Annotated in this window: 9 protein-coding genes and 1 pseudogene; 3 read left to right on the forward strand and 7 right to left on the reverse strand. The window is 60.2% G+C overall.

What is annotated here, in order from left to right; translation table 11 throughout:
* Positions 1-31: 31 nt before the first annotated feature.
* Positions 32-1456, reverse strand: a complete 1425-nt coding sequence (locus tag ACIOTN_RS10050) for a CitMHS family transporter (RefSeq protein WP_105662403.1) — start codon at positions 1454-1456, stop codon at positions 32-34.
* A gap of 186 nt (positions 1457-1642) precedes the next feature.
* On the opposite strand from ACIOTN_RS10050, the gene ACIOTN_RS10055 reads away from it, so the two are divergent.
* Together ACIOTN_RS10055 and ACIOTN_RS10060 are read left to right on the forward strand one after the other, a co-directional pair.
* Positions 1643-3337 carry an ATP-binding protein gene (locus tag ACIOTN_RS10055; RefSeq protein WP_105662512.1) on the forward strand — a complete coding sequence of 565 codons (1695 nt, stop codon included), beginning with the start codon at positions 1643-1645 and terminating at the stop codon, positions 3335-3337.
* Positions 3334-4005, forward strand: coding sequence for a response regulator (locus ACIOTN_RS10060; RefSeq protein ID WP_105662404.1), 672 nt, complete (start codon positions 3334-3336; stop codon positions 4003-4005). The genes ACIOTN_RS10055 and ACIOTN_RS10060 overlap by 4 nt, the downstream gene beginning before the upstream one ends.
* 12 nt (positions 4006-4017) lie before the next feature.
* Here the strand turns inward: ACIOTN_RS10060 and ACIOTN_RS10065 are convergent, their stop codons facing one another.
* Positions 4018-4773: an aminoglycoside 3'-phosphotransferase gene (locus ACIOTN_RS10065; RefSeq protein ID WP_105662405.1), complete on the reverse strand. Its 756-nt coding sequence runs from the start codon at positions 4771-4773 to the stop codon at positions 4018-4020.
* 139 nt (positions 4774-4912) lie between these two features.
* Between ACIOTN_RS10065 and ACIOTN_RS10070 the strand changes: the two genes are divergently transcribed.
* On the forward strand, positions 4913-6520 hold the full coding sequence (locus ACIOTN_RS10070) for an alkaline phosphatase D family protein (protein WP_402735284.1): 1608 nt from the start codon (positions 4913-4915) through the stop codon (positions 6518-6520).
* Positions 6521-6591: 71 nt separating this feature from the next.
* Here the strand turns inward: ACIOTN_RS10070 and ACIOTN_RS10075 are convergent, their stop codons facing one another.
* The 5 genes and pseudogenes from ACIOTN_RS10075 to recR all read right to left on the reverse strand — a co-directional run.
* The gene (locus ACIOTN_RS10075) at positions 6592-7878 is read right to left on the reverse strand and encodes an aspartate kinase (RefSeq protein ID WP_105657993.1); all 1287 of its coding nucleotides are present in this window, start codon (positions 7876-7878) and stop codon (positions 6592-6594) included.
* 181 nt (positions 7879-8059) lie between these two features.
* Positions 8060-8611 carry a hypothetical protein gene (locus ACIOTN_RS10080; RefSeq protein WP_105662407.1) on the reverse strand — a complete coding sequence of 184 codons (552 nt, stop codon included), beginning with the start codon at positions 8609-8611 and terminating at the stop codon, positions 8060-8062.
* 415 nt (positions 8612-9026) lie between these two features.
* Positions 9027-9503, reverse strand: coding sequence for a MarR family winged helix-turn-helix transcriptional regulator (locus tag ACIOTN_RS10085; RefSeq protein WP_105657995.1), 477 nt, complete (start codon positions 9501-9503; stop codon positions 9027-9029).
* 8 nt (positions 9504-9511) lie between these two features.
* Complete coding sequence (locus tag ACIOTN_RS10090) at positions 9512-11134, reverse strand: MFS transporter (protein ID WP_105657996.1); 1623 nt, start codon at positions 11132-11134, stop codon at positions 9512-9514.
* A gap of 409 nt (positions 11135-11543) precedes the next feature.
* Positions 11544-12134: pseudogene (gene recR / locus ACIOTN_RS10095) on the reverse strand (recombination mediator RecR); the annotation flags it as partial.
* Positions 12135-12209: the final 75 nt, after the last annotated feature.

The following is a 12209-nucleotide window of genomic DNA, read 5'->3' on the forward strand; positions in this document are numbered from 1 at the left end:
TGGCTGACGACGGACCTTTGGTCCTGGGGCGTTAGCCCATGTGGATGACACCAAGGAGCATGCCCGAAGCGAGCATGACCAAGGAGACCACCAACGCACGCCACAGCACCTTCTTGTGGTGATCGCCCAAGTCCACACGAGAGAGCGACACCAGCAGCAAGATGGCTGGAACGAGCGGAGACTGCATGTGCACTGGCTGTCCGGTGATGGAGGCGCGAGCCATATCCACCGCTGGTACACCGAAATGCGCGCCGGCTTCGGCGAGAACTGGCAAGACGCCGAAGTAGAAGGCGTCATTGCTCATCAGGAAGGTAGCTGGAATCGAAATCAGCCCGGTCAGTACTGCCATGTATGGACCCATGGAGGTAGGAATGACATCCACCAGCCACTGGCTCATGGCATCAACCATGCCGGTGCCGGAGAGCACGCCGGTGAGCACTGCCGCGGCGAGCACCATGGAGACCACGGCAATGATTTCGCTGGAGTGCGCGGCGATCATCTTCACCTGGTCGGAGACCTTGGGGAAGTTGACGATCAAGGCGATCGCGGTACCCACCATGAACAGGTAGGGCAACGGAGTGACATCGACTACCAGCAGCACCATGATGGCGACGGTCAGCGCCAGGTTGAAGTAGAAGGTCTTGGGGCGCAGGGTCTCGCGATCCGGATCCAGGACGGTGCCGTCCAAGGTGGAAGCTTCGGTGCCATCGCCCTTGCGAGCCACGGATTCCAGTACGGCCAGGTTGCCTCCGGCAGGGGAAGTGCCAGCAGGGCTCTTTCCTCCGGTTGGGGTGGAAACGTTGCCGCCACCGAGTTCGGTGCCCCAGATTTCCGGACGCTCGCGCTGCAAGCGGCGGCGTTCGGATACGCCCATCTGCCATGCGAACAGGGCAATGACAATGAGGGAAATTCCCAGCGCAGGGAGCATCGGCACGAAGATTTCCGAGGCGTCAACACCTAGTGCCGCTGCCGCGCGGGCCGTTGGGCCGCCCCAGGGAACGATGTTCAGCGTGCCATTGGTCAGGCCTGCAACACAGGTCAGGACCACTGGGCTCATGCCCAGGCGCTGGTAGATCGGCAGCAGTGCCGCGGTAACCACAATGAAGGTGGTCGAGCCATCCCCATCGAGGGAAATTACGGCGGTGAGCAGCGAAGTGCCCATGACGACCTTGGCAGGGTCGTTGCCCACTAGCTTCTGGATGCCGGAGACCAATCGGTCGAACAAGCCGACGTCGATCATGATGCCGAAGTACATGATGGCGAACATCAGCAGGGCTGCGGTACTGGACATGTCCTTGACCGCGTCCATGACCATGTCGCCAAGGCCGAATCCAGCACCGGTGAACAAGCCGAAGATGGTTGGAACCAGAATCAATGCCAGCAGCGGCGTCATGCGTTTTGTCATGATCAGCACCATGAAGGTGGCGACCATGAGGAATCCGAGTACAACGAGCATTGACCCGACCTCCATTTCAGTGTGAGTGAATCCTTAGTCCCCACAAGCTAGGAGGGGCACCCATTCAAGGTACGTGTCGGTGCTCACTTTGCGCGTCTTGTGCTTATTGTTGAAGGCTTAAGTTCTTTGCCAACTTTTTGCTCATTAAAATCACGAGAGTGGAAAGATGGGTTTATGCTGGGTGGCATGTTCCGTTCTGGCGCCGGCACCCGGCATTTCGCATCACGCATCATGCGGCTTCAATTCCTGGTCGTAGGTGTGCTGATTGTTCTCGTTACTGCCGGAACGCTTTTCGCCAGCTATGACCGCGTCTATTCGAAAGCCGAGGATACCTCGCTGACCATAGCTCGTTCGGTCGCCGTCTTGCCGGAAGTAGTTGAGCAGGTCTCGCACTATGCAAAGCTGGACAAACTGGAAGCCAAGGAGCTCGCCGATGGAAAACTGCAGCAACTGGCTAACGCTGTCATTGGGCAAGAGCAAGCGTATTTCGTGGTGATTACCGAGGACCGCGGACTGCGCTTGAGCCATCCGAACCCCGAGGAACTGGGCCAAATGGTTTCTACTGACCCGGTGGCGTTGGAAGGCATTGAAGCGGTCTCCCGGGAACACGGAACCCTTGGTGAATCGGTGCGTGCCAAGGTCCCGGTCTACAGTACCGCGGGTGCGGTCATCGGAGAGGTTTCCGTGGGCGTGACCACTGACTCCTTGACCGGGGCGCTGCTTGAGTCCTTCGCCTGGATTGTATTGCTTGCGGCGATTTGCGCAGCCTTGGCAGTGCTTGCCGGACGAGTCACCGTACGCCGTTTGAAGCGCCAGACCCTCGGGCTGGAACCGGCCGAAATTGCCCAGCTTGTCAGGGACCAGCAGGCCGTGCTCTACGGTGTTACCGAAGGTGTCATGGGCATTGGCGCAGATAGCCGGATTACCGTGCGCAACAGGGCTGCCAGGCAATTGCTGGGACTGCCGCACCGCACCGAATTGGAAGACGTGGTCGGCCGCCACTTTGAATCCGCTGGATTGGATCACCGGCTGGTCAGGGCGATCAAGGAATGCGACCCGGCACCGGTGCGCTTTGCGGCCAATGGCAACTCGCTCATAGCCCGCGTGACCAAGGTCGACCGTGACGGAGTGGACCTCGGACTGGTCGTGCTGCTCCATGATGTCACCACCCTTGAAGCGCTGGGCACCAAACTCGATGCAGTCCAGGACATGGCCGATGCGCTGCGCGCCCAGCGCCATGAATTCGCCAACCGGATGCACGCAGTCCTCGGGCTGATCAACTTGGGCAAGATCGAACAGGCAGAAGACTACCTGCGTGAGGTGATGGAATCCGGGCCGAAGATCGCTCAGGTTCCCGGGCTGGAGGCCATCCAGGACGCTTACCTCTCGGCGTTTATTTCGGCGAAGGCGGTGCGCGCCCACGAACAAGGCATAGAACTGAGAGTGTCTGCCCAATCCATGCTTTTCGGACACATCGCCTCGGCCCACGATGCCCAAGACGCCACCGCAGTCCTGGGGAATCTGCTGGATAACGCCTTCACTGCAGCTCTTTGCACAGATGCAGAACCCTGGGTGGAAATCGACTTGCTCTCCGAAGGGAACACCTTGCACATAGCCGTGGCCGATTCTGGACCCGGCATTACCACCGACGAGGATATCTTCGCCCGGGACGTCAGCACCGGATCCCATCTGGGCGGCGATCATGGCCATGGCGTCGGATTGCCGCTGATCAGACGGCTCGCCCAAGCCCGCAGCGGGGACGTCTGGATAGCGGACCGCGGGACGGATGGTTCCGGGGCAGTTATCGCAGCAAGATTGCCGGCGGTACTGGTGGAGCCAGCCAATACGGAAAACGACGAGATTGAAGGAGCGCAACATTGAGCGAGAATTCCAGCGGCAACTACCGGGTGCTAATTGTCGATGACGATTTCCGGGTAGGAGAGCTGCACGCTGAGATGGTCAACGCCATTCCCGGGTTCCAGGCCCTGGAGCCTGTGCAGGATCCGCGTGTTGTGCCCAAAATGGTGAAGAGCCTGAAACCTGATTTGGTATTGCTGGATCTCTACCTGCCGCATGTCAGTGGAATCGAGCTGCTGAGAGAACTCGATGTTGATGCGATCATGATTTCCGCGGCGATTGAACCGAAGAACATTGACAAAGCGTTGCGCTCGGGCGCACTGGCGTTCATCATCAAGCCCTTTGAGGCCAAGACCCTGGCCGCCAAGCTCAAAGGCTGGGCTCGCTATCGTCGCCAATTGACCGGGACCGCGGAGTTCAACCAGCAGGGAGTGGACCGGTTGTACCGGGCGCTCCAAGGGGGCGAAGAAACCAACGCATCGGTGGGTGCCGCCCCCACCGAACAGGCAGTTCTTTCCTGCGTCAAGGACGCTACCGAACCCATGAGCGTCGCCGAGGTCGCGGAGGCAATTGGGGTTGCCCGTGCGACAGCGCAACGGTATTTGGCGGCGCTGGTGGCCAATGAATCCCTGGAGCTGCAGCTTGGATACGGAACCCGTGGCCGTCCCGAGCACCGTTACGTGGCACGCTAGCGGCTCGGCCTCCTAGGTTGCGTCCCAGACCTTTCGGTAGAACGACACCTTCCGCTCATCGGGTTCGATTCCGTACCCGGCGTAGACATGCTGTTCGAAACCAGGCCCGTAATTCCACTCGGTGCTCCATGCGGCAACGGCGAGATCCGCCCAGCGGTCTCCGACACCCAATTTCCCCATATCCACATGCGCGCTGAAATCATGGCTATCGGTGATGATCGTGTTGGGCAGGCAAGCATCGCCATGGCAGACCACAAGATCAAGCTCCGGGATTTCAGCCAGCAAAGCAGCTTGCTCCCGGGCAGGCAGGTGCTGGATGCGGGATTCCAGATCCCAGCTGAAGGGGCACTGGTCGACCGGCAGCCGATCGTGCAGGTGGCGCAGACCGGCGCCCACTGCAAACGCGGATCGCGCCGGATCGCTTTTGCCAAGCTCGCTGACTGCACTGTGCCCGGGCAATGCTGCCGTGACGAGCAGCTGGCCGTCAGCATGCTGTCCGCAGCTGAGCACTTCGGGGACTCTGATGAATTCTCCCGCCCACCGCATGCGCAGGGCTTCAGCCAGGAGATCGCCGTCCTCTGCGGGAGGGCATCCCGGCGACCACTTGGCGAAGCGCATCTGCTCGCCCTGTCCAATCCGGTATGTTATCCCGCCTAATGCGTTCTGCCAGATACCCTCGATTTCCGCCTGGCCGGCTGCAGTGCGCACAGCCGGAGGAATTGGGTGGCCAGCCGACGGCGGGCCAGAAATGACTTGAGGTGAACTCATTTTTCTAGTCTGCCAGTAATGGGCGTGCTTTGGAGTTCAGGATCTCTGGATTCGTGGTGTGGACTGGACACGAATGATTTCTCTTGGTGTTCATCTGGGCTCAAGGAAATGGCTGATCAAGTCGCGAACACTGAATCCCATGAATAATATTTCGCGACGCAAATTGCTCACCGGCGCCATTGGCGCAGGTGCATTGACCTTGGTTGGGCCCACTGGAGCAGCGCTGGTTTCCAGCAGTCCCCGACTCGTGCGTTCCCGCCTGGGATTGACCAGCGGATTTTCCATGGGGGATGTCTCTGCCAGCAACGCCGTACTCTGGGCTCGCAGCTCCGGGGAAGGCCGCTTGCGCGCGCAGCTGCGTGCGGTGGACGAAGCAGGGGAAATCATCCGCGGCCGTGGATCCTTCGCCAAGACTTTGCGCGGTGCCTACGCCCGCGAGGCCACTGACTTCACTGCAAAGATCAATGCCGAGCATCTGCCTGCCGGTACCCGTTTCGCAGTCAGCATCGGTTTCGAGGACGATAACGGCACCCTTGGCGAGACTCAGAACGGCTGGTTCAGCACCGCACCGGCGTTGACCGGTCGCCGCAACCACGACGCCTCCCGTGCCCAGAGTTTTGTGTGGTCCGGCGACACCGCTGGCCAGGGCTGGGGCATCAACGAAGAAATCGGTGGCATGCGCGCCTACGCGGCCATGCATGCAACCAAGCCGGACTTCTTCGTGCACAGCGGCGACACCATCTACGCCGACGGCCCGATTGCCGCAGAAGTTGTGGAACCGGACGGCCAGATCTGGCGCAACTTGGTCACCGAGGAAGTCTCCAAGGTGGCCGAAACCCTGGCCGAGTATCGTGGGCGGCACCGCTACAACCTGATGGACCACAACGTGCGTGCCATGTATTCCGAGGTTCCGGTGATTGCCCAGTGGGATGACCACGAGACCCATAACAACTGGTGGCCGGGTGAGATCATCGAAGATGAGCGCTATACCGTGCGCGATATCAACACCCTTGCCGCCCGTGGCCGCCAGGCCTGGCAGGAATACCAGCCGATCGCCGACCCGCGCGCCATGCGCGCAGGCATCGGATTCGAGGCGGCACGCATCTACCGCAAAATCTCGCGTGGTCCAGCAATGGACCTGTTCGCATTGGACATGCGCAGCTACAAGTCCGAGAACACCACCGGAATGGAAGAGAAGTCCACTTCAATTCTCGGCGAAGAGCAGCTGAATTGGCTAGTCGATTCCTTGGCCAAGTCCAAGGCAACCTGGAAAGTCATTCTCAACGACCTGCCGCTGGGCATCATTGTTCCGGACGGCAAGGCGCAGGAATCAATTTCCAACGCAGACCACGGCGCACCACTAGGCCGCGAGCTGGAACTTGCCCGCCTGCTCAAGGCCATCAAGGACCGCGGCATCAAGAATGTCGTCTTCCTGACCGCGGATGTGCACTATTGCGCGGCGCACCACTACTCTCCAGAGCGTGCTGCCTTCAGCGAGTTCAATGAGTTCTGGGAATTCGTGGCCGGTCCAGTCAATGCCGGTTCCTTCGGGCCGAACCAAATGGATGGCACTTTCGGACCACGCGTGGACTTCTCGCTGGCTGGCAGCACCAACCAGTCGCCGCGCGATGGCAAGGGCCAGTTCTTCGGCCACGTCGAGCTGGATGAGCAGGACCTGTTCACCGTCACGCTGCGCAATGGCTTGGGCGAAATCGTCTATACCAAGACACTGGAACCGAATAAATAGCAGTTAATAGGGAGAACGCCTGCGAAACAGTAATTGTTTCGCAGGCGTTCTCCTTATCAGCTTGTCGGCGCTTAGCGGCCGGTGCCGCCGTAGACGGTGGCTTCCACATCGGTATCCAGATCGAACGCGGTGTGGATAGCGCGTACTGCATCGTTGAGCTTGTCGGCGTCGGTGACCACGGAGATGCGGATCTCTGAAGTGGAGATCATGTCCACGTTCACGCCCGCGCGGTGCAAGGCCTCGAAGAAGGTGAAGGAGACTCCTGGATTCGAGCGCATTCCGGCACCGATCAACGAGAGCTTGCCAACCTCGTCATTGTGCTCGATTTCCTCGAAACCGATCTCCGGCTTCGCGGTGTTCAGTGCTTCAAGCACATGCTTGGTCTCGGTCATCGGCAGGGTGAAGGAGATATCGGTGGCACCCGAACCGCGGGTCGAGATGTTCTGCACAATCATGTCGATATTGGCCTGCGCAGCGGCGATAACCCCGAAAATCTGTGCTGCTTTGCCGGGGATGTCCGGAACGCCAATGATGGTGACCTTGGCTTCGGAGTGGTCGTGGGCGACACCTGAGATGATTGGCTGTTCCAAGGGTTCTCCCTCTTGAATTTTGATTTTGTCTTCGGGATCCGGGAGCACCCAGGTGCCCTCGTTGGTGCTGAATGAAGAGCGCACGTGCAGCGGCACGCCGAAACGGCGGGCGTATTCCACGCAACGCAGGTGCAAGATCTTCGAGCCGCTGGCGGCCATTTCCAGCATTTCTTCACTGGTGATCTTCTCGATCTTCTTGGCCGAGGCGACCACGCGCGGGTCGGCGGTGTAGATGCCGTCCACGTCGGTGTAGATTTCGCAGACATCGGCGCCCAGCGCTGCGGCCAGCGCGACGGCGGTGGTATCCGAGCCGCCACGGCCCATGGTGGTGATGTTCTTGGATTCCTTGCTCATGCCCTGGAACCCAGCGACGATGGCGATGAATCCGCGGTCGATAGCACGGCGCACGCGCTGTGGGGAGACCTCCATGATGCGGGCTTTGCCGTGGGTCGAGTCGGTGATCAATCCTGCCTGCGAGCCGGTGAATGAAGCGGCCTGCTCGCCGAGCTGGTTGATCGCCATCGCCAGCAGCGACATCGAGATGCGTTCGCCAGCGGAGAGCAGCATGTCCATCTCGCGGGCTGGTGCATCATCGGTAAGCTGGCCTGCCAGGTCCAGCAAGTCATCGGTGGTGTCGCCCATTGCGGAAACAACGACAACGACGTCATGGCCCTTGGACTTAGTATCAATAATTCGGCGCGCTACACGCTTGATGCCTTCGGCATCTGAAACGGAAGAACCGCCAAACTTTTGAACAATTAGGCCCATGGGCACTCACTCCACCTGTTGAAAGCTGTGCCTCGCCGCCGGTGCTTTTTGATGGAACTGTGGCGCGAGACATCTACCAGATAAATATTGTGACAGCTACGGGGCGACATGTCCTAGTTGTGAAGGTAACCATTGGTCATATTGCCTAGGAACCTCAATGCAGGTTGTTGAAAAACACTGGCTACCCCTTGAATTCAGCCAAAATTTGTCGCCAAAAGCTCTTCCATCCAGACACCTGTTCAGGTGTTCCAGCCTTAGTAATGTTTATGGCAACCGAGGCTTTTCCACCTTTGAGGCCAATGTCTACCTGTGTCTTGGTTCCGTCGCTGAAATCAGCTCGCCAATAGCGCCATCGCTCTGAGCCGCTGGTGCGTGCAGGTTCGGAAAGCTGGTGGCCGTTGAACTCCTGGCGCCCCTGGACGCAGGCGATCCAGCGTTCCAGCGCGGTATCCAAATCAGCATCGATGGTGCTGCTCACCGAACCTTGGAAGGTGCCGTCTTGGGATTGGCCGGGCAGGCGTCGGCCAATGTGCTGCTCATAGGCTACAGCCACGGATTGAGCCCACCAGCCCGGAGTGTCGACGGTTGGGGGCATGTGGGTGAAAGCCAGTTCGGCTATCTGCTTGTGCGTAAGTTGATCGGCTCCGCCAGCGCGCAGTTTGGCGCACCACTGATCCCATTCAATGCCGGTGGCCTTGGCGATGGCCGGGAGGTTGCTGCTTTTTGTTGCCATGAGGACAGTCTAGGGCGGACTTGGAGCTGTCGGTACTCCGAAGCGATGCGCCGGGCCCGCAGGAGCCTGCCGCTTTCCTGCGGGTCCTGCATCAGCGGAAGCAGCTTCTGAATCCATTCGTTCTGCGTCATGTCGCGCAGGCCCGCGGCATCCATGATGCCTGCCCATTCCTTCCACTCTTGAACCAGTGCGGATTTCGATTTTCCCTGATCTGCCCAGTGAAGTGCTCATGTGCCGAAACCTGACGCGCTCCAACAACAAGGTGGCCGCGGCGCCGCTGTCTGGCGCCGGGGAACGGGCCTTGAGCGAGGGCGCTGTGCGAAGCCGTGAACTGCCGGTGCATGTAGTGGGCTTTAAAAGCCCCTGGCCGGTCTTCTCGGTAATTCCGAGAAGAACGGCCAGGGATTGGACCGCTCTAGAGGGACTTGATTTCCAAATTCAATCGGCTCAGGAGGTCGATGAGTGCCGACAGATCCTCATTGTCCCAATTGGTCATGCGCGAGCGGAGCTCTGTACGCCACCCTTGGAAGCATTCATGCCACCTTTCAACCGCAAGCTCGGTAGGCAGGATGTGGAACACTCTCCGGTCTTCCGGGTCGACTTCACGCTTGACCAGCGCCAGCTGTTCCAGCTTGGTGATCATGCGCGATAGCGCAGCTTTATCGACCAGCAAGTGTTCGCAGATTTCAGACTGGGTGATGCGTTGGCTGCGCAGAATCATCCCGAGCACGGGCAGGTATCCCGGGGTGAGCCGGCTGTCGAGCCGAGTGGCCAGTTCCCGCTTGGCACGCGCCGTCAGCGCGATCAGTGAAAATAATTCCTGTTCGGCTGACGCATAGAGATCGGGGCGTTGCGCGGCGGGAACGTCTTCGGCTTTGCTTGAAACCTGCACCGGATCTCCTAGTTGCCAGCTGGCGTTTCTGCCTTGGCTGCGTCCTGGTCCTCAGCAGCCAGCTCCTGCATGCGTTCACTTGCAGTCTGGGTCTTCAGCGACTGGTTGGGGATCAGGCAGACAGCCACGACGATGAGCAGCGACAGCGGAGCGGCAATGGTGAACAGCGAAGGCACTGCGTCGCCGTAGATGGACTCGAAGATCACGCGGACCGGTTCAGGCATCGCGGCCACTGAAGGCAAGGTGCCCGATCCCAATGCTGCGGTCAGCTCCTTGGCTTGGTCGCCCAGGGAAGCCAGGGCTGCGGCCAAATCGGATTGCCGGTCGGCGATCATGTTCGGCACAGTGGTCGCCAGTATGGCGCCCAGGCCTGCGGTACCCGCAGTGCCGCCCAAGGTGCGGAAGAAGTTCACGGCCGAGGAGGCTACACCCAGTTCCTTGACGTGGACCGAGTTCTGCACCACCAGCACCATGTTCTGCATGACAAGGCCCATGCCGGCGCCGAGGATGAACATGTAGGCGGCGACCAACGCGTAGTTGGTGTCGTAGTGGATGGTTCCCAGCAGGAACAGCCCAACGACGATCAGCACCGAACCGGTGACTACCAGTGCCTTCCACTTGCCGGTGCGCGAGATCATCGCACCGCCGATGGTGGAGATGACCAGCAGGCCGCCCATCAGCGGGAAGGTCATCAGGCCGGCCATGGTGGCTGATGCGCCACGGGCCATGATCATGTACTGGCTGAGGAACACCGAGGTGCCGAACATCGAAACGCCAACGGCCAGCGAGGCGATGACCGCGAAGGTGAAGGTGCGGTTCTTGAACAGGCCCAGGCTCAGCAGCGGCTCGGAGGACTTGGCTTCGACCAGAATGAACAGCGCCAGCAGGATTACCGCACCGGCAATCATCAGGTAGCTGGTCGTCGAGGCCCACTCGAACTGCGAGCCTCCCAGCGACATCCAGATCAGCAGCAGCGAGACGCCGGAGGAAAGCAGGACGATGCCCCAGTAGTCGATCTTGACCTTGCGCTTGGCCATGGCCGGAAGGTGCAAGGTGCGCTGGATCAGGATGACCGCAGCGATGGCGAAAGGCAGGGCGATGAAGAAGTTCCAGCGCCAGTTGATGGTGTCAGTAACGAAGCCGCCGATCAGCGGGCCGCCCACGGTGCCAACGGCCATGACTGCGCCGAACAGGCCCATGTACTTGCCGCGTTCACGAGGGGAGAGGAAATCGGCCATGACGATCTGCGCCAAGGCGCCAACGCCGCCACCGGCCAGGCCCTGGACGACGCGCATGGTGATCAGGAAGCTGGTGTCCTGCGAGAAACCTGCGGCGGCCGAGGCCAGCACGAAGATGCCGAGCGAGATCTGCAGCAGCAGTTTGCGGTTGCCCAGGTCGGCGAGCTTGCCCCAGATCGGAGTGGAGATGGTGGTCGCCAACAAGGTGGCGGTGACCACCCAGGTGTAGGCGGTCTGGCTGCCGTTGAGATCGGAGACGATCACTGGCAGCGAGCTGGAAACGACGGTGCTGGCCAAGATGGAGACGAACATGCCCATCAAAATGCCTGTGAGGGCAGTGAGGATTTCGCGGTGAGTCATCTTGGGCTTGGCGACCGGTGCGGTTGCGGTCATGGAAGCTCCAAAAATTTAGGGTCAGGCATAGAGGGCCTGAATGGTTGATTGATATCAACTATACGGCGATAGTTGACTATTATCAACTAAGCGTGTTTCACCCCACATCACCGTGCGGGCATAGAAAAACGCCCTGCGCTCAAGCCGGCGAACCGGAAGAGTGCAGAGCGTTCCAAGGCAACCAGAACTACTGGCTGCGACGGTTATCCATCTCGGGAACTACCGGATGCGAAGGCCCTTCGCCAGCGTTGCTGGAAGGAACCGGCGCACCGCCAACGTGCAGCAGGCGAGGTTCGGATAGCTGGGCTTTTGGCTTCTCTGCAGCTTCTCCGGACTGATCTTGCGGTGCCTGCTCCTCGGATCCCTGCTTCTGGGCCTTGGCGCGGGCCGGACCCGGCGCGGTGCGGCCGGCAGCGCGACGTCCCTCGAAGGCGCGGGCCAGGGTCACTTCATCGGCGTATTCCAGATCGCCGCCCACCGGCAGGCCGGAGGCCAACCGGGTGATGTGGATGCCCAAAGGGGCTAGCGCGCGCACCAGGTACACGGCGGTGGCTTCGCCTTCGAGATTCGGGTCGGTAGCCAGGATCAGTTCGGTGATCGAGTCATCGGCCAAGCGGGTTACCAGCTCGCGGATGTGCAGCTGTTCCGGGCCAATGCCTGCCAGCGGATTAATGGAACCGCCGAGCACGTGGTACTTGCCGGAGAACGCCCGGGTGCGCTCAATGGCCAGGACGTCCTTGGACTCCTCCACGATGCAGATCTTGGTGCCATCGCGGCGTTCATCGCGGCAAATGGCGCAGGTTTCCTGCTCCGAGATGTTGAAGCAGATCTCGCAGAACTTCACCTTTTCCTTGACCAGCTGGATCGAGGCGGCGAGCCGGGTCATGTCCTCGGCATCGGCGTCAAGAATGTGGAAAGCAATGCGCTGAGCCGACTTCGGGCCGATGCCAGGCAAGCGACCGAGCTCGTCGATCAGTTCCTGTACAGCACCTTCGTACACGTGCGCCTACTTTCTAGCTTGCTTCAATACCGTGAAATTGTTCCGTGGTACACCCTAGTGTCTCACTCCGACAGT

It is taken from the genome of Glutamicibacter sp. NPDC087661, assembly GCF_044743275.1.
In the GTDB taxonomy this organism is placed as follows: domain Bacteria; phylum Actinomycetota; class Actinomycetes; order Actinomycetales; family Micrococcaceae; genus Glutamicibacter.